Source organism: Streptomyces sp. NPDC029044 (genome assembly GCF_040637495.1).
Classification (GTDB): Bacteria; Actinomycetota; Actinomycetes; order Streptomycetales; family Streptomycetaceae; genus Streptomyces.
On record NZ_JBEZWN010000004.1, the window covers coordinates 189,351 to 212,956 of the forward strand.

The window sequence follows — 23,606 nt, forward strand, 5'->3', positions numbered from 1 at the left end:
TCTGGCGGGGCCGGTGTGGGGAGGGAAGAGGACGGACCCTCCCCACACCGGGCATTCACAGGGTGGGGTCCCAGTACCCGACTTTCGAGCCGTCCGGGGAACCGAACAGGTGCCACCGGGAAAGGTTCCTGTTCCAGGACTGACAGGCCGTCTCGGGGAGTTGGAGGCAACCGTGGTCCGCGCCCTCGTTCGTGATCATGCAGTTGGGGTCGTACAGACAGGAGTCGTTGTCGACGGCCCGGCTCACGACCGCGTCGAGGTTCTGCTCGAGTACGGTCCGCATGGCACCGAGGCTGAACTCGCTTCCGCCGTTGGGATAGATGGCGAAGGCCAGGTCGTACGGGAACAGGTACTCGGACAGACTGGTCTCGCTGTACCCACTGTCGACTGCCAGCGCCCGCAGGAGCTGATGCGACAGGGAGTGGAGCAGACCGAACAGCTCGTGGACGGGCAGGTCGGGATGTCCCGGTGCCGGGCGGGTCTCGTGAGAGAGGGCCTTGCCGTCACTCGGACCGAGCTGGTGCACCAGCCACTGGGCGACGCCGCCGGCGTCGTCGAGGAGGCGTCTACTCACGAGCTCATTGCGCACCAGCCAACGGCTCACCCGTTCCCTGTCCACTGGGAAGAGCAGCGCCTCCGCCTGTGTGGGGTGCGCATAGAGCAGGGTCCTCTCGGGGGTGCCCCGTGAGGCGCGCCCGCGGTAGGGCACGAGGTCCGCCTCCTCGGGGCTGAAACCCGTCCGGCTGTAGCCGATCGCGAGGTAGGTGATCGGGAGATCGCTCACCAGACAGGTGTCCCGGCCGAGGCCGGCAGTCGCAAGGACCTCGGGGTAGCGCTCGTAGAGAGCGCGGCGCTCGGCGTTGCGCGCCTCCCGCTGGAGGCGGGGGACGCCCAAGCGATCCAGGTTGAGGACCCGACGGTAGGTGTGCAGCTCGGCGGCGAGCCCCCGGGCGTCGTCGCTCTCGGTGTCGAGTCCGAGAGCCTTGCCCACCCGCTCCTTCAGGTGGTCCACCTCGACGGGCATGAAGCGCGCCCGCAGTGCACGCGCCTGGTCGTGCAGGCCGGCCTCCTCCATCACACGGATGCTCTCGACGACCTCATCGGGAACGTCCACCGTGTGTCCGTCCGTGAGTCGCCGGAACTCATCCTCGGTGATCTCACCGAGCCACCAGCCGAGCACGGCGGCCGTGTACAGGGGGTTGCTCTGGCGGGTGGCCTCTTCGGTCGTGGTCACGTTCACGAGCGTCAGGCCTTGGCCGACATGCGCTGTTCCCGCCGTGTGGAGCAGGGGATGCATGAACTTGTCAGGGTAGCTGCAGGACGCGTTGCTGCAACTCCACTGCACACCCAGTGGGAAGCCGCAAGTCATGCACTCCCAGCGGAAGTCACGGAACCGACTCGCACGGTCGTCCAGCCTGAACCGGGTGTGTCCCCTCGGGCACTTGCTCGGCGGGTACATGGGTGACATCTCGCCGCACCTGTGTGCGAACACGAACTGGAGCTGTCGGTTGCCGACGGCGTTGCCGCACGCGGGGCAGGCCGGCGGCCAGTCGTCCGTTCCCGGCCGGGGGTCACTGGCCGACCAGACGTGTCCGCACCCGCCACTGGCACAGCGCACCACCCGAGGCCAGATACGGCAGAAGACCTTGCCGGGGACCACGACCTCGTAATGGCGGTCGGCAAGCCGGTCCTCGTCTCCGGGGAACTCGGGTGCTCGGTCGGAGCCGGCGGCGAACGCGCGACCGGCGGCCCGCCACCTGCGTACGAACCGCATGGCTTCCTGGACTAGGTGCTCGCGGTCGAGCGAAGGGCCGTCGAACTCCTCGTCCCTTCCGAACTGCACCACCTGGGCGGTGTAGCCGCCGCGGTGGTCGAAGGTCTGACCGGGACGGTACCGGTAGAGGACCTGGCCCCGGTCGCGGGCCATGTCGTCGTTCCTCGGGTTGAACGCCATCACGACCTCCTGCCATCGGACACGATGTGGAACGGGATGCCCTCGGAGACATCTCTAAGACTCGTCATGGGCCGGTGTTCGAGGCCCAGGTAGTCACCTGTGGCGCGGTATCCGCGGTTGTTGCCACCGGAGAGGCCAGCAGAGGCCCCGGCGGAGCGGAGGCTGGCCAGTGCATGCTCCACCATGTCCTCGAGATCACTGTGGAGCTCCTGGCCCTCCGGGCGGTCCGACTGGAAGACCGTGTGAAGTGCCTCCAGCAGTTCGGTGAGCTGGACGCCCTCGAGCCCTCCGATCGAAGGATCACGGAGCGCGGCCTGCATCTTCGAGAGGTCGTGCAGGTGCCCTGGCGCGTTACCAGCGCGCCACCAGTCCCGGTTGCCGATCTGGAGGAGGTGGCCCATCAGTATCCCGGGGAGGGTCCTGCGCACGGCGAACCGGCTCCAGCGGTTGATGGCCACCGGCTCGACCATCCGGTCAAGGTACTCGTGGAACTTGCCGTGGTACCGGTAGTGAGACCGGTCCCGCTCCCTCACCGGGTTGAAGAGCATGAAAACGAGGCCGTGGTACGCACGGCCGACCCGCGAGGACGCCTGGATGTACTCGGCCATGGACCGGGGCATCCCGTTGAACAGCATGAGGTTCAACCGGTCCACGTCGACCCCGTGGCTGACCATGCTGGTCGCGACGACCATGCCCGTGCTGCCGTTGGTGCTGCCCAGGTCGTCCAGGACACCACGCACCTCGTCCAGACGCGTCTCGCCCTTGAGCTCGGCTACGCGGAGATCGGGGAACCCCTCCCTGCGCAGAGCCTCGTTGACCTGGGTGTCCAGCGAGCGCCGGATACGACCGAAGTCCACGAGGGTCGTCGCATACGTCAGGCTCGTGCGGTACAGGTCGACGACTGCGCGGAGCTCCTCCTCCGGCCAGGCTTCGAGAGCCGGGGGAAGATCCCGGCGCTGGTCGAGCTTCCACAGAGCCCGGTGTGCGGACGTCAGGATCCTGACCAGTGTCATCTCCGCCGTACCCCGTGTCGGCATGACCCCGACGAAGCGACGCAGGGGAAGCTCTCGGTCGAGACGCCAGTAGAAGCTCTCGTCGAGGTCGGGACCGGGGAGAGGCACCACCACCGACCGCAGGCCGAAGAGGTGTTCGCTCTGGCGGTCCTCGCCACGGATGGTCGCGGTGGTCGCGACCACCTTCATCCGGACGCCACGTCCGTCGGGGCGCTGCCGGGCTGTCAGAGTCCGCTGGACCTCTGCCAGGAGCCCTTCGTAATGCCCAGAGAACGCGCCGAGTTCCTCGTTGACCATGTGGAGTTCGTCGATGATCTCCAACGACGGGGAGGGGTCGTAGAGAGGAGTCCCCAAGGGCTTGGGAGGCGACTTCGGATGGCCTGGGGCATGACGCTCATGGCACTTGCCGCCCCGACCGAATCCGTGGGGCTTGCACCAGCAGTCGACGTCCCCGAAGAGCGCGCCGAACCGGTCCGACAGTCCGATATTCGCAAGCTTGTCCAGAGTGCCGACCACGACGGTGGGGAGGTACCGGTAGATCTCCGTGTCCACCACGACGATCGGGAGGATTTTGCCGCACCGTTCGTTGCCGCAGACGTGTTCCAACCTGAGGCGCTGAGGGTCGGGCGGCGGGATGTGCACCGACCGCTCACCGCAGTAGGGGCAGTCGTGCACCAGCCGGAACGCGTGCCGCTCCGCCTCACTCGACCGAAGGCGGTCGAGCGTGCGGTCGGCGGTCAGGGAGTTCGGTGTGTTGCCACCGCCGGCGTAGAACCCGATGAAGAACGGCCACCCGGGGTCACCGCCGACCTCCTTGAGCCTGGCGGCGTTCCGGTCCCGGACGGTGTCCGCGGCAGCGACGACGTCGAGCTGCCGCTGTGTCTGCTGCAGGGTGAGCAACCTGAGGGGGAAGCGACACCAGGCCGAGACCCCCACCTTCTTGCCCCTGGCGCGGTCGTAGAACATGCACACCAGCACCAGTCCGAGGTACGCCTCGGTCTTGCCGCCTCCGGTCGGGTACCAGACGACGGTGGCTGCCTCTGTCGGATCCACGCCCTGATCGTCACCCCAGAGCCCGGGGGAGAAGAGGTGCTGCGGGTGCTCCCGCCAGGCCAGGGCACTGAGCTGGCTGACGATGGCCACGAGCTGGAACAGCCGCCATCCCCGACTCGGCCGCTCACGACCCTGGTTGAGCTCCGTCATGGACTCGTTCGCGAGCTGGAACGCCACCAGCAGGCGCTCGTCCCGTCGCAACCACGCGATGCCGTCGCGGAGCCGAGAGACCTCAAGCGCGGCGGCCCGTCGGTCGGCCTCCTTCCGATCGGCCAGTCCGGGCCTGTCCTGGAGGTCCGCCGTGCTCCAGGCCGGCGAGTCCAGGTACGCCTCCATCTCGTCGGCGAGATCGTCGAGAACCGGGAGCGGGTCGGTCGCGAGCGCCGCGTATCCCCATCGTTCGTTGGTCCGTGGCACGGCGCGGTGGGTGTCGTGTTGTGGAACGGGCACACTGCGCACAGCCACGAGTCGTCCGCCATGCCACCGAGGTTCGACACCGCAGTTGTTCGCGTACGCCCCGAGCTCCCCGGAGTAGCGATAGGCGTCGGCACCGAGGTCCATCGTGATCGGCAGCAGGCGGTCGCCCTCGACTTCCAGGCCAGCGCGGAACAAGGCGTTGTCCCTGGCCTCGTCACGGCGAGTACGGCCTGCGTTGCTGCCCCGACCTTGGACGGTCACGACGGGGTCCTTGGCGAGGTTCTGGAGTGTCGCCGTCACACGGAGCCGGCCGGATGCAACTGGCCTCGACGTGACGACGACGCGCGCGGCGGGGGACGGCACCACGGGGTCCCCACCCACCTCCCGGGCCAGCCACTGTTCGAAGGCCTCGTCGTCCTTCATCGCGCCAAGAGGGACCAGCCGCTCTCGGCGGTCGCTCCCGACGCGACGGTCGATCCGCGGGTCGCGGAGAGCCAGCTCGACGGCCTCCGCGAAGGCGTTCCGAAACTCGGCTTCCAGGGTCTCCCGCAGACCAGCCTCTTGCCCCAGGACGATCTCCACCGGCCCGACTGCCACGGCCAGTCGCTTGAACAACGGAGCCAGCCGGTACGGCTCCTCGCGCTCGCCAGCCCACTCCAGCTGCTGGACCCGGGTCGGCAGCGCCGAGTAGTAGAAGGAGGCTTTGGCCTTGACCGTGACGGAGCTGGCGTTCTCAGCCTCGAACTCGAACCCGAGGCTGTCCGGAGTGGTGCGTCCATACCGTGGAGCTGCGCCGCCCGGCTCGACGGTGTGGGGGCCGAGGCTCTCCATGAAATAGCGGGCACTGGGAGGTTCGCCCAGGCATACGTCGCCTTGGGCCTCTCCGGTCGCGTCGCTGACCACCGCGCTCACGAGGTGCTCGACGAGCGCTGTCTGCTGGGCGATGCTCGGCTCGAACGGGGGAGTAGTCACGGCGCCTCCCCGAGAGGCTGGGCGTGTGCCGCCGGAAGGGGGGAGGTGCTGCAAGAGGACCTGATGAGGCAGATGCCGTTGCTCGGGAACTGACAACGGGGGAGCCGAATCAGCTCCCAGGCGCGTGCCGGGGATGGTGAACATGCCGAACCGGCCCGCAGGACAGGGGTGTCCACGGGGTCTCCAAGGTCCGCGAGTCAGAAGCCGCCATGGCACGACGCCATGGCCGGACGTCTTCTGCTTCTCCGAACCTGAGAAGCATGGGCTCAGGTGGATCTAAGTCACAAGCCGCTAACCCAAATTGGTCAAGTCTGTCTCGAACGATTCGACTTACTGCCTGAATTGATCGAACGCGGCCGGTGGGCTCCTGCTCGGAGCGATCGGTGCCCCCGTCCGTCCGTCCCCTTCGACCGTGAACGGGGCTGCCGACCTCTGCCCCAGGGGTGGACTGCGCCGCTCTCGCCTGGCCGCTTCGGCTACCGGTCTTGGCCGTCGCGTGTCGTCAGCTCGGGCTCCCGTCCCGTACCTCGACCACCTGGCCCTGTGCGCCATGGGAAGTACGAGGCCCGCCAGCGCGATGGCCCCCGAAGGCGCGCATCCGATACCACCGATGCGGCGGCCGCGCCAAATCTCCCGTTCTCCGGATCCTCGTGGTGCTTCCAGCAGCTACCCACACGCGTTCCCGCGTGGATGGCTGTGAATACGGGAGATCCCCTCCATCGGCAGCGTTTACCCGGAGATACGAGATGCGCAACAAGCCAGAACCTGTCATCGAGGCCGCCTTCCTTAACGTCCAGAACGCCGCGATGTACATGGGCATCTCGGTGAACACGCTCTACGTCTGGCGCCACCGCCGGCAAGGGCCGCCCAGCTTCCGGATGGGCCCTGGCGGAAGGGTCATGTACCGCCGGGACCTGCTCGATGCGTGGCTCAGCGAACAGCAGCGGGCGGACTCGCGGTCGAACCCGGCCCTCGACCCGCTGAACAGGGCCCGGCGGCAGCGTGAGCGTCGCCGGGCTGTCTGACCTGGGAAAACGGGTCAGAAGAGTTCAGCAGCACTCGGAATTTCGTGCACACGGAGATCGTCTGTGTGTCTGATCGCGGCGCAGGTGGCGCCGAGAGAACCGCGCCCAAGCCAAGGAGGAGACGCGTATGGCGGGCTACATCGAGGACCGATGGCTCAAGAAGCGGCCGAACAAGGAGACGGGCAAGCGCGAACGCACTGCGCTCTGGGGCAAGTGCACGCGTTACCGCGTCAAAGGTATACCGGGGGTCCGTGACCGGTCCTTCGATACGGTCGCGGACACCAAGGCGTGGCTGGCCGAGGCACAGACCGACACACGTCGAGGGGATTTCGTCGACGCGCGGGACGGTGCGATCAGCCTTCGTGAGTACGTCGATAAGCACTGGTGGCCCTCCCAGATGCACCCCGCCCAGACGCTGGAAAGCATGAGGCACAGGATCTGGGGGCAGGTGCTGCCGCAGCTTGGAGATCTGGCGCTCAGGGACATCGGCGTCGCGGAGCTGCGCAAGTGGTCGGCCGACGTACAGAGGGCGGTGGCGTCGAGCACCGCCTATGTCGCGTGGGTGTACCTCAAGGCGATCATGCAGGCCGCGGTTGAGGACAAGCGGCTCTACCGCAACCCGTGCAAGGGCAACAGCTCGATAAAGCCGCCGAAGAAGCCGGAGCGCAAGGCTCGCGCCTGGGAGCAGGACCGTGTCGACGCGGTGCGGGAGGCGCTGGCCGACCGCTACCAGATCGCGCTCGACCTCGGCGTCGGATGCGGACTTCGGCAGGGTGAGACGTTCGGCTTCAGCCCAGGTGATATCCGTGGCGACTTCGTCCACGTGGAGCGGCAGATCCTCATGTACAAGTCACGGCTGTACTTCGGTCCGCCCAAAGGCGGTAAGGAACGCGATGTGCCGCTGCCGAAGACGCTCGCGAAGCGACTCCTCACTCACCAAGAACGCTTCGAACCAATCGACGTCACCCTGCCGTGGCTGGACCCCGAGGAGCCTGACCTCGCGCGCGAGGACCGGCGGAAGGTCACCGTCCCGTTGCTCGTGTACACCGGCCGACGCGGCGCGATCAACCGCACCACCTGGAACACCAAGGCGTGGAAGCCCGCGCTCGCCGAAGTGGGAGTCATACCGCCGCTGCCCGAGCGGCAGCCGGGCGAGAAGCCGTCGCGCGTGTGGGAGCCGAGCCGCGAGCACGGCTTCCACGTCTTGCGCCATACGTACGCCTCGGTGATGCTCGAAGCTGGTGAGTCGATAGTCTCGCTCGCGAAGTGGATGGGGCACTCCGACCCAGCGTTCACGCTCCGGACGTACACGCACTTCATGCCGCAGGCCGGCGCCCGGGGACTGTCCGCCATCGAGGCGTGGTTTACGGACTCGGCCGAAAGTCCCTGAGAAGTCCCAGAAGGCTGGATCAGCCGCCGGATCCCCGCAAACATGCAGGTCAGAGCGTGATCGCTCCCTGAGTGGAACAGAACCCGGCGTACAGCTCGGCTCGTCTGCCGCTGAGGGCTTCTGACCAGTGAAAAACGGAGGTCAGAGGCTTTCTCTATGTACGGGCCGGTCTCGCTGGCTCCTGGTCCGCACCGGTTCAAACGGGATCGTGCGTCGACGTACGTAGCCACGAAGGTAGCCATGCCTTGCGGCGTCGACGAACCGGGAACCGTGGAGGGAGCCTGCCTGATCCAGGGCCCTCTACGACGGAGCGAGCGGCGTGTTGGCTCCTTCTGGCTACGCCGGTGTTTCTCCAGGTTGTGGGGCGTCCTCGGATGGGACGTCGCCTCATGTGGATCGTTGGGTAGTCTGCACCGCGTGGCGGCACATACCGCCGGGGAGAGCTACGGCCAGCATGGACAATGCGCGGGTCGCGCGCCAGACGCCGAGGGGGAGCGAGGACGCCGTGGAGCCGCTGAGGAGTGACGACCCCACTCACATCGGGGGCTTTGCGCTGCGAGGCCATATCGGCTCCGGCGGTATGGGCCGGGTGTACCTCGGTGAGTCACCCGCCGGACAGCAGGTCGCCGTCAAGGTCATCAAGGCGTCCGTTCTGGACACCGAGACCCGCAGCAGGTTCGTCCTCGAAGTGGAGAATCTCAGGAAAGTCTTCGGTCCCCGGGTCGCCGCCTTCGCAGGTGCCGACCCGCTCGCCGACCAGCCCTGGCTCGCCGTCGACTACGTCCCGGGCCCCGACCTCCTGCGCCACGTCCGCGACCACGGCACGCTCCCACTGGTCGAGACCGCGAGCCTAGGCGCGCTGCTCGCCGAGGGACTCACCTCCGTCCACCAGGCGCAGCTCCTGCACCGGGACCTCAAGCCACAGAACATCCTGCTCGGCCCCGACGGCCCCAAGGTGATCGACTTCGGACTCGCGGTGCTCGCGGAACGCCGTACGACACTGACCGCGACGGGTGTCGTGGTCGGCAGCGTTCTGTGCATGCCGCCCGAGCAGGCGGAGGGCACTCACCAACTGACCCCGGCGGCGGACGTGTACGCCCTCGGCGTGGTGCTGCTCTTCGCCGCCACCGGCCACTACCCGTACGACGGTGACAACTGGCTCGCGGTCGCGGCCCGGATCGGCGATCCGCAGCAGGCCCCGGACCTGACGGGGCTGCCCGTGGAACTGATGCCCGTCGTGTCCTCGATGCTCGCCTTCGACCCGGCCGACCGACCTTCCCTCACGGACGTCACGGGCGCACTGGTGGCTGTCCTCAACGGTTCCGGGGTCTCCGCCCGTCAGGCCCGGCAACGGCTGATCGCTCGGACGGCACCACATGCCGACGGCCGACTGGTGCCGCCTCCGGGACCGATCGCCGAGTACGTGCCCACGGTCGTCGACCAGGTAGCGCCGCCCGCGGAGCAACAGCCGGACACCCACGACGCAGACGTTCCAGCGAAGGCGGATGTCCCCGTCCCGCCACCGCCGACTCCGCGCCCCGTCGTGTCGCGGCCCCGGACGCCCCGCGGCCGGACCCCGGACGCCGCCATGGCCCACGATGTCGCCGAGGCCCTGCGCTCCGCCTATGCCAAGGAGGCCGCCTTCGTTCCGGCCCGTGGGGGAGGCCGCTGACCACCGGTCACCCAAGGCCGGGCGGAGCCGCTGCGGCTCGGCAGCGGCCGTGAAGGGAGCGGGGGCGGCGTCGGAATGTGGCTGCGGCACGACCAGCCACGACGGCGCCGCCGACGAGCGACGGCACACTACGGCCCCGCGGTACAACCGAGTGTCGGCGGCTGGCCGGGCGCTCGGTTCCTGCAGCGCCCTGCACGGTCAGCTTCCGCCGTGGAAGACTTGCGCGGTATTCGACCACTTCCCGTACGACAGTGCGCAGGACGCGGAGGCAGCAGCGTGACCCACCAGCCGGACGTCTCGGAGTCCAGGTTCCCGCCGGGAGCCCAGATCCTCGTGCGGGACGAGGAGTGGCTGGTGAAGAACGTGACCCCGAGCCGGGACGGCGCCAAGATCGAGGCGGTCGGTGTCTCAGAGTTCGTCCGCGACGAGACGGCCGTCTTCTTCACCGAGATCGAGTGTCTGGCAGGCGACGAGGTCAGGCTCCTCGACCCGGAGGACACCGAACTGGTCGAGGACCCCACCGACCACTTCCGACGCAGCCGTCTCTTCCTCGAAGCCCTGCTGCGCAAGACGCCGCTCCCGCAGACCGAGCGCGGCCTGGCGCTCGCCGACCGCTTCCTCGTCGACCCGCTCAGCTACCAGCAGCGCCCCGCCGAACTGGCCCTCTCCCTCGCCAACCTGCGCCCCCGTCTGCTCATCGCCGACGTCGTCGGCCTCGGCAAGACCCTGGAAATCGGTCTCACCCTGGCCGAGCTGATCCGCCGCGGCCGGGGCGAGCGCATCCTCGTCGTCACCCCGCAGCATGTCCTGGAGCAGTTCCAGCACGAGCTGTGGACCCGTTTCTCCATCCCGCTGATCCGCCTCGACTCGGTCGGTATCCAGCGCATCCAGCGGGAGATCCCGGCCGGCCGCAACCCCTTCACCCACTACAAGCGGATCATCGTCTCAGTCGACACCCTCAAGAACATCGGCCAGTACCGCCACCACCTGGAGAAGATCCACTGGGACGCGGTGGTCATCGACGAATCCCACAACCTCATCAACCGCGGCAGCCAGCGCAACGCCCTGGCCCGCGTCCTCGCCCCCAACACCGACGCCCTGCTGCTGGCCAGCGCCACCCCGCACAACGGCGACGGGAAGTCCTTCGCCGAGCTGATCAGCCTCCTCGACCCGGCGGCGATCGCCGACCCGAACGACTACGACGCCGAGAACGACCTCGGTCACCTCTTCATCCGCCGTACGAAGGTCCACCCCGAGGTGCGCGACCAGATCGGCAAGGAGTGGGCCGACCGGGACCCCACCGTCTCCGTGCCCTGCACCGCGACCGACGCCGAGGAGCGGATCTTCGCGGAGCTCACCGAGCACTGGATCCCGGCGCCGGACACCTCCACCGAGTTCGGCACCGCGACGTCCGGCCGTACGGCGCTCACCGAGGACCGCCTCTTCCCCTACACGCTCCTGAAGGCCTTCCTCTCCTCCCACCGCGCACTCGCCAAGACGGTCACCACCCGCAAGAACACCTTGACCGACAAGGCGGCGAAGACGGCCCCCGGCACCCCGGCGGCCGCCCGCATCGTCTCCGAACTCCAAGCCCTGGAGCGCCTGTTGTCGTTGACCTCGGCGATCGGGGAGTCCGGCGCGCCAGGTGACTCCGCCAAGCTCGACGCGCTGGTGGAGCAGCTCACCGACATCGGTGTCCGGCCCGGCTCGGCCACCCGGGTCGTCGTCTTCTCCGAACGCGTCGAGACGCTGAAGTGGCTCGCCAAGGTCGTCCCCGCCCGCCTCGGCTTCACCGAGCAGCAGGCGCGACAGGCGGTGAAGGTCATGCACGGAGGCCTGTCGGACAAGGAGCAGATGGCAGTCGTGGAGGCCTTCGGTCTCGCCCACGACCCCGTCCGCATCCTGGTCACCGGCGATGTGGCCTCCGAAGGCGTCAACCTGCACCGCCAGTGCCACGACCTCGTGCACTACGACATCCCCTGGTCGCTGATCCGCATCGAGCAGCGAAACGGCCGCATCGACCGCTACGGCCAGAAGCACAACCCCCGTTTCCGCGCGCTGATCCTGCACTCCGCGACCGAGGGCGCCAAGGACGACCGTACGGTCGCCGAGAAGCTGCTCGAGCGGGAGGAAGAGGCCTACCGTCTCGACGGCACGGCAGAGGCGGTGACCGGCCTCTACCGTGCGGAGGAGGAGGAACGCCGCCTGATCAAGGACCTGCTCGCCGGCCGCACGGTCGAAGAGTCCCTCGCCGCCTCACCCACCCCCGGCGACCCGCTGACCGCGCTCTTCACCCAGCCGTCCGTCCTGCCCGAGCACCGTCCCGTGCCCAGGGCGCAGGTCCCGTCGCTGTTCGGCGGTGACACGGAGGCGTTCGTACGGGCGGCTCTCGACGAGGTCTACGACGAGCGCCCGCATGACGCGCTCGACCTCTCCGAGCACCGCCACACCGGACCGCGCGGCGAACCGGCCCCCTACCTGAGCCTCGCCACCGCCAAGGCCCCCGACCTCCTCCACCGCCTGAACCTCCTGCCCTCCGACTACCTGCGGGAGCAGAAGCTGAAGGAGCGCCTCCTGGTCACCTTCGACCGCGGGCTCGGACAGCACAGCCTGGACGAGGCCCGCGGCAGGTCCGGATCCAGCTGGCCCGCCATCGGCTTCCTCACCGACATCCACCCCTTGGTGGAGTGGCTGGTGGACAAGGTCCTCGTCCAGCTCGGCCGCCAGCAGGCACCGGTTCTCCTCACCCCCAAAGCGACCGGCCCGACCTTCCTCGTCCAGGGGATCTACTCCAACAAGCTCGGCCGTCCCACGGTCGTGGAGTGGATGGCCGTCCGAGGCCTGCCCGGCACCCCCGAGGTGGTGCCGATGCCGGACGCCCTGGCGGAGGCGGGCGTGGGCCCCGACATGGCCAACCCGGCCCCGCCCCGCGACCTCCCCGCCCTCCAGGCTCTGGTCCCGGCCGCGGTGGCGGCGGCCCGGGAGCACCTGGAGGAACGCAAGGACGCCTGGACCCAGCAGATCAGTGCCCAGCTGGACGACTACCGCGCCCGCCTCGGCCGCTGGCAGCAGCAGTCCCTTCTGCCCGGCCGGGTCGTCGAGGACACCATCCGCCACCAGACGGAACTGGCCGACAAGCTCTCCGCCACCGGCCGCCCGCTGCTGCGCGTCCTGGCCGTCCTCGATCGCGGCGCCTGACCGGCACCAGACCCTCTCCCTTCGAAGCCACCCGCAGAAACGGTCCTCGACGTGACGTACGACTCGCTGGTCAACCACGGCGACTACTTCTCCGCCCACTACCTCGCGGAGGTCCTCCCCAAGGACCTCAAGGCGAAGGACGGACTGCTCGCCCGCTGGGCCGAACACGAGGCCGAGGAGAACAAGAAGCCGGCGGACGAGCCGCGCATCCTCACCCCGCGCCAGGGTCTGCGAGCCCTGCGCGCCCCGTACTTCGCGGACCGGGCGTACTTCGCGGAGCGGGCTCAGGCGGAAATCGACGCCCCCGAGGACGAGTCGGGGTGGCGCACGCACGACGACCCGCGCTGGATGAAGACCGTCGCCGAACTCCACGACCGCGTGCTGCGGGCGCTCGGTTACACCCCCACTCCGGCGACCCTCACCGTCGAACGAGCGGGCCGCGCCTACGACATCGAGGTCACCCACGCCGAACCCGGCCTGGTCGCGATCGCCTGCGGCTGGGCCGCCGAACCTGACGCCGCCCGTGACCCCGCGGGCCCCGGCCGCCTCCTGCACCCGGTCGACATCCCGCAGGGTGAGCCGCTGACCGACGCCGACACCCTGGTCCGCTTCCTCTTCGCCGCCGACGAACCGCCCCGCTACGTCCTGATCCTGGTCGGCGGTGTCGTCGTCCTCGCCGACCGCACCGCCTGGAGCGAGGGCCGCTACCTCGCCGTCAGCCTCGACTCCGCGCTGGAACGCCGGGACGACCGCCCCGGCGGCGAACTCGACACCATCGCCGCCCTGTTCGGCGCGGACTCGCTCCGCGTCCCGGAGACCGGCGGCACGAACCCGCTCGACGACCTCGTCTCCAAGTCGGGCAAACACGCAGTCGGCGTCTCGACGGAGCTTCGCGAGGGCCTCAAGGACTCGGTCGAGCTCATCGCCCAGGCCGTCCTGGACCGGCTGGCCGAGCCCGGACAGGGCGGCACGGCAGCCCACCTCGACGACCCGCAGCGCCTCGCCCGCCGCCTGACCCGCGAGTCGCTGCGCTACCTGTACCGGATCCTGTTCCTGCTGTACGCCGAGGCCCGACCGGAGCTGGGCATCCTCCCCTCGGACTACCCCGAGTACGGTGCGGGTTACGGCCTCCAGCGCCTCGGCGACCTGGCCGTCCGTGACCTCGTCGGCCCCACGGCCCGCGACGGCTTCCATCTGTACCAGTCGATCGACCTGCTCACCCGCATGGTCAACCAGGGCCACCGCCCGTACGGCACCGAGGAGGAGGACCGGGCGGCGGAGGCGGCGGACCGCGAGGCGGAGGCGGCGGAGGCGGCCGCACTGGCGGCGGCGGGCGAAGACCTGACGGAGGCACAACTCGCCCTGCGCGCACGCCGATTCGAACGGGAACGGCGAGCCCGGCGCAGCGAGGACGTGGGCCTGCGCTTCGAGCCGTTGCGGTCGGACCTGTTCGAGCCGGGCGCGATCCAGCTGATCGGCCCGAAGGTTCCCAACCCCTTGTACGACGAGGACGACCCGTCCGGCGGACCGGAGTTCTTCGACACCCGGCTGCGCAACGCCACCCTGCACAAGGTGCTGCGCCGGCTGATGCTCACCAAGGGCCGCAAGGGCGAGCGGGGCGGCTTCATCTCCTACGCCCAGCTCGGCATCAACCAGCTCGGTGCCGTGTACGAGGGCCTGATGTCCTACACCGGCTTCATCGCGCGCGAGACCCTCTTCGAGGTCGCCAAGGGCGGCGACGCGTCGAAGGGCAGCTGGATGATCCCGGAGTCGCGGGCCAACGACTACCCGAACGAGGTGTTCGTCCAGCGGGTGAACGACGAGACGGGATTGACCGAGCGGGCCGAGTACCCGCCGGGTTCCTTCGTCTACCGGCTTGCGGGTCGCGACCGCGAGAACACAGCCTCCTACTACACCCCCGTGTCCCTCACCCAGGTCACGGTCGAGCTGGCGCTGAAGCACCGCCTCGACCAGAACGGCGAGGTGACGTCGGCGCGCGAGCTGCTGGGCTGGAAGATCTGCGAGCCCGCCCTCGGCTCGGGCGCGTTCCTCAACGAAGCGATCGACCAGGTCGCCGCCGAGTACCTGAAACGGCGCCAGGACGAGACCGGCGTGCAGATCCAGCCCGACCAGAGGCTGGCCGAACTCCAGAAGGTCAAGGCCTACGTCGCCCTGCACAACGCGTACGGCGTCGACCTCAACGCGACGGCGGTGGAGCTGGCCGAGGTCTCGCTCTGGCTCAACACCATGCACCCCGGGATGCGGGCGCCGTGGTTCGGTCTGCACCTGCGGCGCGGTAACTCGCTGGTCGGCGCGGGGCGGAAGATCTACGACAAGGACGCGCTGGGCAAGGGCAAGTGGCTGTCGAAGAAGGATACGCTCGCCCCCAGAGAAGTCCCCTTCAGGCAAGGCGAGTTGCCCGAGGGTGCGGTCCATCATTTCCTGCTGCCCGCGCTGGGGTGGGGCGCGGTCGTCGGGGACGCCAAGTCCAAGAAGATCGCCGAGGAGCTGGACAAGGCCGCCGTCCAGCGGATGGAGAAGTGGCGGTCGGGCATCCAGCGCGCACCGAAGACGGTGACACAGCGGCGACGGCTTCAAGGGGTCGCGCGGCGGGCCGAGTTCCTGTGGAAACTGGTCATCGAGCGGCTGAACCAGTCCGAGCGGGAGATCTCGCGCGAGATCGACGTCTGGGGCGCGGACTGGCTGGACCATCCCGAGCACGCGGTGCCGAAGGAGGTCGTGTACGACGACCTCACGCGCCCGGGGACGCCGTACTGGCGGCTGAAGACCGTCATGGACGTGTGGTGCGCGCTGTGGTTCTGGCCGTTGGACCGGGTGGGGGAGCTGGTCGGTCCGGAGGCCGAGCCTCACGAGGGTGGTGGCCACGCCGGGGGTGAGAATCGGGCCTCGGAGGCGCAGGAGGCGCCGGTGGAGGCGGCCGACGGCCCGGCGCCCGGGGATCAGCTCTGGGTGAAGGACCTCCTCTTCGACGACGGGCTTCCTCCACAGCTGGATATGGAGGAGGCCGCTTCGGGCGCGGAGGCGGAGGACAAGAAGCACAAGAAGCCGACGCGGAAGAAGACACCCGGTAAGCCGAAGGAACGGCGCGAGGTCATTCCCCTCGCGACGCTGGACGACTGGATCGACTTCCTGGAGTGCGCGCTCGGGGCGAAGGATGTGCCGGCGGACTCCCTGGTGGCCGACTTCGGGGGTCTGGAGGCCCTGCGGGAGTACGAGGTGAAGCTCGACGGGTTCATGGGGATGGACTCGCCGTTCCGGTTGAAGGCGCGGTTCCCGTGGCTGGACACGGTGGAGGACGTGGCCGGGAGTGAGGACCGGGATGACGCGGGCGCGGACGGGGGGATGGGGTTCTTCCACTGGGAGTTGCAGTTCGCGCATGTCTTCGCCGGGGAGGCCGGTGGGTTCGATGTGCAGGTGGGGAATCCGCCGTGGGTGCGGCCGGAGTGGAAGGAGGACCCTGTTCTCGCCGAGCGTGATCCGTGGTTCATGCTCACCGAGAAGCCGAGTGCGGCGGTACGGAAGGACCGGGTTGCCGGGCTGTTCCAGGACGCCGAGGCTCGGGCCTACTTCCTGAACGAGCTCGTTGCCATCATGGGCGTGTCGAGCCAGCTCGGCTCGCCGGTGGTGTACCCGGTGCTTGGTGGCACACGGCCCGACCTGTACCGCGCGTTCATGTGCCAGACATGGACGCACGCGGGTCGCGACGGCACGGTTGGCCTCATCCACCCTGACACCCACTTCAGCGGTGACAAAGACGGGTTGCTGAGAGCGGCTGCCTACAAACGACTACGCGTACACGGCGACTTCGTCAATGCCGGCAATCGCTTCTTCCCACCACCTGTTGGACGGTCCAGCCACTTCGGGCTGCACATCTACGGGGCTGAGGGCGAGATCGGCTTCGACCATCTCTCGTGGCTGTTCTCCGTGGACGCGCTACGGCTCTCCGCGCAACACGACGGCTCGGGTCCTGATCCAGGTGTGCGGTACGGGGAGACGTGGGATGAGCGACCACATCTCAAGCGGATCATCCGGGTGCACCGGGGGACGCTGGAGCAGTGGCAGAGGTTGACCGGTGATGAAGAGCAGCCGGTTGAGCAGGGGAGACTGCTGTCGCCGGTGAGTGTGGCGGAGGGGGAGGCCATTCGGGCACTTGCGGACTACCCGCTGAGGCTGGCTTCGCTTAAGCCGCTGATCTCATCCGGTTACAACGAGACGCTGGCCAAGAGGGACGGCCTCATCGACTACAACCTCCCGAGGGAAGACGGTTCGCTCTTCCGGCCTGAGAAGTGGGATGACGTCGTCCTCAAGGGACCCCAACTGGGCCTTGCCAACCCGATGTTCAAGCAGCCCAGTCAGGGCGGCGGTGAGGTGCTCGGCCTCAACCACCTGACGATTCCCGACGACGCGGTGCCGGAGACGGAGTACGTGCGCGTGGCTACGCCGGAGAAGTACGCGGCGAGGCAGGACCAGTGGCTCGACAAGGGCGGACTGGCGCGGCTGCGGGCGTCGGAGGAGGCGGCTGCCGAGGCGCGGCGGGTGTTGGCGGAGGCTCGGGGAGTGCCGGAGGACGAGATCGGGGCCGATGACGTTGATCGGTACTTTGTGGAACGGTCGACTCGGGCGTACACGAGGTTCTACCGGGTGGCGTGGCGGGAATTTATCGCGCCTGACACAGAGCGCAGCCTGTACCCGGCGATCGTGCCTCCAGGCGCCGCGCACATCCATGCGGTGCGCAGTGCTTACCTGGGTGACAGCCATCTGACCGCTCTCGCCGCAGGCTTCTGGGCATCCGTCCCCTTGGACTACCTTCTGCGTACGACGCGCTTGCGCCATCTTGACGTGGCCCCGGCCGGCCGTATGCCTGTACCGGATGCGAAGCATCCCCTGGCGTCGGCCCTGCTGTTGCGCACACTGCGTCTGAACTGCCTGACGAAACACTACGCGGCGCTCTGGGCCGAGCTGTACGACCCGACCTGGCCCGCCTACGAGTCCTGGGCCCGGGCCTGGCCTCAGCTGGAGCCGCTGCACGAGGTAGGTCCCGAGTGGACCCGACGCACCGCCCTGCGGACCGAACGCGCACGCCGTGCCGCTCTGGTCGAGTTGGACGCCCTGGTCGCCGTATGGCTGGGCGTGGACGCTGACTCACTCGTCGCCATGTACAAGGCCCGCTTCCCGATCATGCAGGATTTCGACGCCGTCACCTGGTTCGACTCCAAGGGACGACGTATCGCAGGCGACCGCTACACCTACGGCCACGGCCAGACCAAAGACCACTACGAACAACTCCGCGCCCACCTCGATGGCGAGCGCAAGGACCCGCCGGACGGTTACACGCCCCCCTTCTACAAGGCCAACCGCGAGGCCGAGATGCGAGAGGCACACACCTACTTCTCGGCCCGGCTCCAGGAGGCCATCGACCGGGGCAAGTGGACTCCGCCGTCCATCTGACCGGGATGGGCCGACGCCCCGCGCCCGGTACGGGACCAGACGCGGGGCGTCAGCATGTCGTACGTCAGTGATCGGCGGCGTACGAGACGAAGGCGGCCCACTGTTGCGCACCGAAGGCGAGCTGAGGGCTGTGCGCACACTTGGAGTCCCGTACGTGGAGGGTGCCCGGGGTGCGAGCGACCTCGACGCAGGCAGCTCCGTCGGGGTTGCTGTGGCTGCTCTTGAACCACTCCAGGTCGGCGCCGTCACCGGCCAAGGGCTTGAGGCTCATGTCTCTCCAAGCAGTTTCTCGATGTAGGCCAGCGACTCTCGCGGGGCGAGGGCCTGGGCTCGGATGATCCCATAGCGCAGTTCGAGGATCTGGACCTCCCTGCGGTCCGAGATCAGTCGGCTGACGAGCTGGATGTCGCTGTGCCCCACGGTGGTGCCCTCCTTCAGCCGCAGCAGATGGAAAGGGCCGTCGAGACCGGCGTTGTCCTCGCTGTCCATGGGCAGCACCTGGATCTCCACGTTTCGCATCTGCCCGATCTCCAACAGCCGTTCGAGCTGTCGGCGCAGGACCATCTTGCCTCCGACCGGCCGACGCAGGGCAGCCTCATCATGGACGAAGTTGAAGGCGGGGGTCGTCCCATTTCCGTCGATGATCCCTTGCCGAGCCAGCCGTGCAGCGACAAGCCGCTCCACCTCCTCTTCCGAGAACGCCGGCCGCCGCGATCCGAACACCGCCTTTAGATACTCCTCGGTCTGCACGAGCCCGTTGACGACGGAGTTGTCATAGGCGCAGATCTCCACCGCCTCCCCCTCCAACTTAGCCAGATCCCGAACCTTCTTCGGATACCGAGCCTCCTCCACGTCCTTCTTCAACCCGGCGAGCAACCCACCCGCGTCCAACACCCGATCCGCCGCGTCCAGGAGCTTCGCACTCGGCGCCCGCCGCCCCCGCTCCACCGAGGAGACCTGCTCCTCGCTGTACCCGATGGCCGCCCCCAACTCGGCCTGCCTGAGCCCCTTCCGCTCCCGGCACGTCTTGAGGATCTTGCCCACGGTCCGCAGCACCGCCGCCGACTCCTCGTCATCGGCGCCGTACGGCTCCATCCCGTCACCGCTCTGCTGCGTCCCCTGCCCCGTCACACCCACGCCCGCGCACCTCCACGTGCCGCCCGTACCCAACTCGCTGCCTGCTCGCCGCGTAACGCCACACCGTCCGGACATGGCCGGACGGCTCCCGGACAGTGACGCTGCGTACCGACGCCGTCGCTGTTCAGAGTAGAGTCGGCCGACCACGCTGAGTCACATGAACGCCGACATTGCACCCACGAAGGCACCGCACCCCGCCCCCACCCGCCACTTCACCCTCCGCCTCTCCGCCACCCCGAGAGGCGCCCGCCTCGCCCGTCACCTGGCAGCCGAGCAACTCCACACCTGGGGCTGGCCGTACGACTCCAAGGCCAACCACATCGCCACCCTCCTGGTGTCCGAACTCGCCACGAACGCCGCCGTGCACGGACGCGTCAAAGGCCGCGACTTCCGCCTCCGCCTCACCTTCCACCCCGAGGACGCCACGCTCCGTATCGAACTCACCGACGCGCGCCCCGACCACCGCCCGCCCACGCCCGGCACTCTCCCGCCGCCTTCCCCCGACGACGACTCCGGCCGGGGTCTCCTCCTCGTCGAAACCCTGTCCACCCACTGGGGAACGACCTGCGGAGACCCGTACACGAAAACCGTCTGGTGCGAAGTCGTCCTCGTCTGACTGTCAGTGCCGTCTGGGACGCTGCTCGCCATGACGCGGACGGAATTCGGGTATGTCTCGTTCTTCTGGGGCTGGTGGACCTTTTTCGAGGCGGTGTGGATCGCCGTGCTGTGGCAGTCCCGGTCACGCGTGCTGGGGGCGGGTGTGTACCGGTTACCGGGTGCGCGGCGCATCGGGCGAGGCGCGTGGGAGAGGCGCTCGGCAGCGCTGCTGGCGGAGCTGGAGCGGCAGGGCGTCCCGGCGGGGGCACGGCCGGAGATGGGCGAACTCGTCGACCGGCGGGGCCGTATCGTCGTCGGCCGGTTCGTGTCCGTGTTCCTTCAGGTGGTGCCCCTGCTGGCCGCCGTGCTGCCCTTCGTGTGGACGGCATCGCCCTCCCGGACCACGGTCACCCCCCTGTGGATGTGCGCGGCGATGGCCGCATTCGGTGGCGTTTCCATGGCGCTCATGGCCGCAGACATGCGGGCGGCCACGGTCTCCGACCCGGCGGGAACCGTCACCGAGGAGGCCGTCCGCTTCCTGGAGCTACTGCTCATCCCGGACGGCCGCCGCGTCCAGGACTCGGCCCTCGACGTCCACACCAGAGTTTTCGGCCACCTCTGCCAGGCGCTGCGCGCACAGGCCCGGCACACCGCCCGCAGGATGTCTCCCGCCGCCCGCGAACGGCTCCGGCAGACCACGGAACGGCTGATCGCCACCCTCGCCGACGCCGACCAGCGCTACCTCTTCGGTGAGGGAACGGACCGTGACACCGCCGTCGGCGACCTGTCCCTGCTGGTCGCCGACGCCCTGCGGCACAGTTGCTGTCCACGTGGGCAGCGGGACAGCCTGGTGATCATCGACGCCACGTTTCTCGCGGACGCACCGGAACCGGACGCGGCGGCCACCGCGGCCGAGCCACTCCGGAGCCGCCTGCTCGCGGGCGCGGGCAAGGTAGCGGTGGCCGTGGGCCTGCTCACCGGGGCGGTGCTCTTCCCCGGCGGGGGAGCGGTCTCGGTTCTGCTGGCGCTCGCGGGCCTGTCCGTCATTACGCCGTTCAGGGAGGCCCTCTACCGCGTCAAGGAATTCTTCGCCGGCGGCTCCGCCCCTGGTGTCACCGATCTTCAGGTCGCAGGGGAGCAGCTGAACCGCCCGACGCCCGCCACGTCCATGCCCTGCTCCCACTGCGGTGCGCACTCACCCGTCACCGCGGTATCACGGCCGGTAGGGTGAGAGACGACCAGGACCGAGCGATGACCGGGCACCACACGAGGGCGAGGGCGACGAGACGACATGGCCGGGCTGGAGGACAGCAGCCAGGGGCGTACACGGGACCGGCGGTCGGTGTACGAGCGGTACCAGGAGGCGGCGGGAGAGGACGGCTTCCCCACCCTGGATGACCTCATGCTCACGGCCAGGGAGACCACCTCCGACGGCCAGCCCACCGACGTCGAGCGGGAGGACACCGACGAGGGCGTCGACCAGATCACCTCGCCCTTCGACCCCGAACGCATCGACATCGAGACCCGCACGTCCACGGTCGACCTGCTGCTCTCCCGGCTCCGCAGCGAGATGATCGACCTCGCCCCCGACTTCCAGCGCCGGGCCGGCATCTGGACGGACGAGAAGCAGAGCCGCCTGATCGAGTCGCTGCTCCTGCGCATCCCCATCCCGTCCTTCTACGCCGCCGAGCAGAAGGACGGCAGCTGGACCATCGTGGACGGTATCCAGCGCCTGACCTCGATCGCGCGCTTCATGGACGCCACGACGGTGGGTGCTCCGCCGTTGAAACTGAAGGGACTGGAGTATCTCCGTAACTTCGCGGGGGCGGGCTTCGGCGATCTCTCCGGCAAGCTCCAGATCCGACTGAGGGAGACCGAGGTCGTCGTCCATGTCATCCGGCGCGGCACGCCCGAGCCCGTCATGTTCAATGTCTTCGCACGCATTAACACCGGCGGTGAGCCTTTGGCCCGGCAGGAGATCCGGCACGCGCTGATCCCGGGCCGCGCCAGGAGCTTCCTCGCCGAGCTGGCTGAGTCCGACGAGTTCCGCTACGCCACCGGCGGCAGCGTGGTCGGCGACCGGATGGCCGACCGTGAGATGGCTCTGCGCTTCCTGGCCTTCCGTCTGACCTCGCCGGACGACTACCGGCTCGGCGACTTCGACGCCTTTCTGGCGGACGCCATGCACCGCATCAACCGCCTCCCCGCTGAGGAAGAAGAGCGCCTGCGGGTGGAGTTCCGTACCGCGATGTCAGCGGCCGAGCGCATCTTCGGGCAACACGCCTTCCGTAAGTACCGGACAGGGCAGCAGCGCAAGTCGCCGATCAACAAGGCCCTGTTCGAGACCGTCGCGGTGAACCTGGCCTGGCTCGACTCCTATGACCACGCCAAGCTGGTACAGCTGGACGTGCTGGAGGCGTTCGCGGACCTCATGGAGGACTCGGAGTTCGAGCGGTCCATCTCCGTGGCCACCGGTGACCCCAAGAAGGTACGGAAGCGATTCGACGCCGTACAGGAACTTTTCGAAGACCTCCTCTCCTGAACCTGGAGACAGCCGACAGTGATCACCCGTCTCACCCTGGTCAACTTCAAGGCGTTCCGCCGCCTGGAACTCCCGCTGGGCCCGCTGACCCTGCTCACCGGCCTGAACTCGTCCGGAAAAAGCAGCGTTCTGCAGGCCCTCGCGTTGTTGCTTCAGTCCAGCAACAACGCTGGACGGGGACTGCTCCTCAACGGTGAGCTGGTGGAGCTGGGCAGTGCGCGGGACGTTCTGCACGACGACTTCGGCCCTGCGGAGGAACTCACGGGCAGCGGTGCCTTTGCCCCCGTGGTCGGTTTCGTGGTCGAAGCACATGAGGCGCCGGTCCGGTTCGTCGGCCGCTATGACCCGGAGGAGCCCGACGAGGACGTGATGGAGCTGCTGACGGGGGCGGGATCCTGGCCGTTCCTCCGCGGCCCTTTCCAGTACCTGCACGCCGACCGCATCACCCCGGCCGTCACCTATCCGCGCTCCCGCCAGGTTGCCATCGACCGAGGTTTCCTCGGCGTACGCGGCGAACACACTGTCAACTTCCTCCGCCACTACGGCGAGAGGGAGGTTCCCGACGGTCCCCTGCGCCACCCCGACGCCTCCTCACCTCAGCTCCGCGACCAGACCGTCGCCTGGATGCAGGAACTCTGCCCCGGCGTCAACCTTCAAGCTGACGCCATCGAGGGCACCGACTACGTCCGCCTCTCCTACGGCTTCGGCGGCACCGCCGGCATCAACGCTACCCGCCGCCGCCGTCCCACCAACGTCGGGTTCGGCCTGACCTACGCCCTGCCCATCGTGGTCGCCTGCCTCACCGCGACCCCCGGCAGCTTGATCCTCCTGGAGAATCCCGAGGCTCATCTGCACCCCAAGGGGCAGACCAGGATGGCGGCCCTCATCTCCGCCGCCACCGCTGCCGGCGCCCAACTGGTCGTCGAGACCCACAGCGACCATGTTCTGAACGGCGTGCGGATCGCGGTCAAGCAAGAGGCGCTACGGCCAGAGGACACGGCCATCCACTTCTTCCGCGGCAACGGCTCGGGAGCCGAGGTCATCACACCCGGTATCGACAAGGACGGCATGCTCGCCCAGTGGCCCCAGGGGTTCTTCGACGAGTGGGAGAACTCGCTCGACCAGCTGCTGGACTGACGGGGCATCGACACAGAGGGGGAGGAAGAG

At 68.6% G+C, this 23,606-nt stretch carries 13 protein-coding genes; 9 read left to right on the forward strand and 4 right to left on the reverse strand.

The features are described 5' to 3' along the window. Positions 1–55: 55 nt before the first annotated feature. Both AB0E85_RS05820 and AB0E85_RS05825 read right to left on the reverse strand, forming a co-directional pair. Entirely contained in the window at positions 56–1,954 is a 1,899-nt protein-coding gene (locus AB0E85_RS05820; RefSeq protein WP_361922860.1) for a hypothetical protein, read from the reverse strand. Then, positions 1,954–5,409 carry a helicase-related protein gene (locus AB0E85_RS05825; RefSeq protein WP_361922863.1) on the reverse strand — a complete coding sequence of 1,152 codons (3,456 nt, stop codon included), beginning with the start codon at positions 5,407–5,409 and terminating at the stop codon, positions 1,954–1,956. The genes AB0E85_RS05820 and AB0E85_RS05825 overlap by 1 nt, the downstream gene beginning before the upstream one ends. A gap of 746 nt (positions 5,410–6,155) precedes the next feature. Here AB0E85_RS05825 and AB0E85_RS05830 point away from each other — a divergent pair. From AB0E85_RS05830 to AB0E85_RS05850, 5 genes are all read left to right on the forward strand, one after another. Next, positions 6,156–6,434: a helix-turn-helix domain-containing protein gene (locus AB0E85_RS05830; protein ID WP_361922866.1), complete on the forward strand. Its 279-nt coding sequence runs from the start codon at positions 6,156–6,158 to the stop codon at positions 6,432–6,434. Between the two features lie 127 nt (positions 6,435–6,561). Further along, on the forward strand, positions 6,562–7,824 hold the full coding sequence (locus tag AB0E85_RS05835) for a site-specific integrase (RefSeq protein ID WP_361922869.1): 1,263 nt from the start codon (positions 6,562–6,564) through the stop codon (positions 7,822–7,824). Positions 7,825–8,278: 454 nt separating this feature from the next. Beyond that, positions 8,279–9,496 (forward strand): serine/threonine-protein kinase, encoded by a 1,218-nt coding sequence (locus AB0E85_RS05840; protein ID WP_361922871.1) that lies wholly within the window; start codon positions 8,279–8,281, stop codon positions 9,494–9,496. 276 nt (positions 9,497–9,772) lie between these two features. After that, positions 9,773–12,694 (forward strand): SNF2-related protein, encoded by a 2,922-nt coding sequence (locus tag AB0E85_RS05845; RefSeq protein ID WP_361922874.1) that lies wholly within the window; start codon positions 9,773–9,775, stop codon positions 12,692–12,694. 51 nt (positions 12,695–12,745) lie between these two features. Continuing rightward, entirely contained in the window at positions 12,746–18,163 is a 5,418-nt protein-coding gene (locus AB0E85_RS05850) for a hypothetical protein (protein ID WP_361922876.1), read from the forward strand. A gap of 64 nt (positions 18,164–18,227) precedes the next feature. On the opposite strand, the gene AB0E85_RS05855 is transcribed toward AB0E85_RS05850, so the two are convergent. Both AB0E85_RS05855 and AB0E85_RS05860 read right to left on the reverse strand, forming a co-directional pair. Continuing rightward, positions 18,228–18,434, reverse strand: a complete 207-nt coding sequence (locus AB0E85_RS05855) for a DUF397 domain-containing protein (RefSeq protein WP_361922879.1) — start codon at positions 18,432–18,434, stop codon at positions 18,228–18,230. Next, positions 18,431–19,258, reverse strand: coding sequence for a helix-turn-helix transcriptional regulator (locus AB0E85_RS05860; protein WP_361923103.1), 828 nt, complete (start codon positions 19,256–19,258; stop codon positions 18,431–18,433). The genes AB0E85_RS05855 and AB0E85_RS05860 overlap by 4 nt, the downstream gene beginning before the upstream one ends. 199 nt (positions 19,259–19,457) lie before the next feature. Between AB0E85_RS05860 and AB0E85_RS05865 the strand changes: the two genes are divergently transcribed. From AB0E85_RS05865 to AB0E85_RS05880, 4 genes are read left to right on the forward strand one after another with little or no spacing between them, the layout of a single operon-like run. Continuing rightward, positions 19,458–19,916 (forward strand): ATP-binding protein, encoded by a 459-nt coding sequence (locus tag AB0E85_RS05865; protein ID WP_361922882.1) that lies wholly within the window; start codon positions 19,458–19,460, stop codon positions 19,914–19,916. A gap of 30 nt (positions 19,917–19,946) precedes the next feature. After that, entirely contained in the window at positions 19,947–21,128 is a 1,182-nt protein-coding gene (locus AB0E85_RS05870) for a hypothetical protein (RefSeq protein WP_361922885.1), read from the forward strand. Between the two features lie 60 nt (positions 21,129–21,188). After that, positions 21,189–22,439, forward strand: coding sequence for a DUF262 domain-containing protein (locus AB0E85_RS05875; protein WP_361922888.1), 1,251 nt, complete (start codon positions 21,189–21,191; stop codon positions 22,437–22,439). Between the two features lie 18 nt (positions 22,440–22,457). Further along, positions 22,458–23,576, forward strand: a complete 1,119-nt coding sequence (locus tag AB0E85_RS05880; protein WP_361922891.1) for a DUF3696 domain-containing protein — start codon at positions 22,458–22,460, stop codon at positions 23,574–23,576. The last annotated feature ends 30 nt before the right edge of the window (positions 23,577–23,606 follow it).